The organism is Inquilinus sp. (genome assembly GCF_057815775.1).
Map to the genome: position 1 here is coordinate 1 of NZ_JBYRFX010000332.1, position 1,776 is coordinate 1,776.

Annotated in this window: 2 protein-coding genes; both read right to left on the minus strand. The window is 67.2% G+C overall.

Annotated elements, in window-relative coordinates; translation table 11 throughout:
• Nucleotides 1–654: branched-chain amino acid ABC transporter permease (locus tag AC3XYG_RS11875; RefSeq protein ID WP_489140041.1), on the minus strand; the 654-nt coding region annotated here is incomplete at its 3' end.
• Nucleotides 655–674: 20 nt separating this feature from the next.
• On the minus strand, nucleotides 675–1,776 hold a 1,102-nt coding region (locus AC3XYG_RS11880; RefSeq protein ID WP_489140042.1), incomplete at its 5' end, for an ABC transporter substrate-binding protein.

Genomic DNA, 1,776 nt, shown 5'->3' on the forward strand with positions numbered 1-1,776 from the left:
CGGCTCGACCGCGAAGATCGGCCCGGCCAGGGCGCCGGCGAAGCCCGCCAGCATGGTGCCGACGCCGAACACCACCATGAACAGCCGGCGGATGTTCACCCCCAGCGCCGAGACCATGTCGGCGTTGCTGGCCCCGGCCCGCACCCGCATGCCGATCCGCGTCCGGGTGATCAGCACCCACAGCAGCACCGCCACGCCGAGGCCCGCCGCCAGCACGGCGAGGCGGTAGACCGGATACAGCAGCCCCGGCATCAGCGCGATCGACCCGGACAGCGCCTCCGGCATCGGGATGCTGAGCGGCGAGGATCCCCACAGCGCCCGCACCGCCTCGTTGAAGAACAGGATCAGGCCGAAGGTCGCCAGCACCTGGTCGAGATGGCTGCGGCCGTAGAGGTGCCGGAACACCAGCACCTCCAGCAGCAGGCCCAGAACCAGCGCCGCCGCCAGCGACAGCAGCAGCGCCAGCAGGAAATGTCCGGTCAGGCCGTAGAAGGCGACGGCGAAATAGGCGCCCAGCATGTACTGCACGCCATGCGCCAGGTTGATGAAATCCATGACCCCGAAGACCAGCGTCAGCCCGGCCGCGATCAGGAACAGCAGCACACCGAGCTGCAGCCCGTTCAGGGTCTGGACGACCAGGAGGGTGACGCTCACGGGATGACCGCCCTTCTCGCTCAGTTCATCGCGCACTGGTCGGCGTAGGCGTCGCCGTAATGCGGGAACACGGTCGAGACCCGGCTGGTGACGAACTTGCCGTCGTCGCGCTTCACCACCTCGGTCAGGTAGAAATCCTGGATCGGGAAGTTGTTCTTGTTCCAGGCGAAGTCACCGCGGACGCTGGCCCATTTCGCGGCGCGGATCGCGGTCTTCAGGGTCTCGGCGTCGGTCTTGCCGCCGGCCTGGCGGATGGCGGCGTCGATCAGCTTGGCGGCGTCATAGCCATTGGCGGCGTACAGCGCCGGCTCGTAGCCGTATTCTTTCTCGAAGGCGGCGACGAAGGCCTTGTTGGCGGGGTTGTCCAGGTTCGGCGCCCATTGCGCGCCGGCGAACAGGCCCACCGCCGCGTCCTTGGTCGCCGGCAGCGTGGTCTCGTCGACGGTGAAGGCGGACAGGAACGGGATGCGCTCGGCCAGGCCGGCCTGGCGGTACTGCCGCACCAGATTGACGCCGGAGCCGCCGGGCATGAACGTGAACACCGCCTGCGGCTCGGCCGCCGCGATCTTCGCCAGCTCGGCCGAGAAATCCTGCTGGTTGACCTGGGTGTAGATCTCCTCGACCACCTCGCCCTTGTAGAAGCGCTTGAAGCCCGCCAGCGCATCCTTGCCGGCCTGGTAGTTCGGGGCGATCAGCGCGACCTTGGTCCAGCCCTTGTCCTGGGCATACTTGCCCATGACCTCGTGGTTCTGGTCGTTCTGGTAGGAGACCGAGAAGAAATATGGGCTGCAGCCCTTGCCGGCCAGCGGCGACGGCCCCGCATTCGGGCTGATCAGGATCTTCTCGGCATCGGTCACCGGCTTGGCGATCGCCATCATGACGTTGGAGAAGACGACGCCGACGACGATGTCGACCTGGTCGCTCTCCAGCAGCTTGCGCACCTTGTTGACGGCGACGTCGGGTTTAAGCTCGTCATCCTCGACCACCACCTCGGTCGGAATGCCACCGAGCTGGCCGCCCAGCTCCTTGACCCCGAGCAGGAAGCCGTCGCGCATGTGCTGGCCCAGCGCCGCCGGCGGGCCGGACAGCGTGGCCATGAAGCCGATCTTGAGCTTGCCGTCT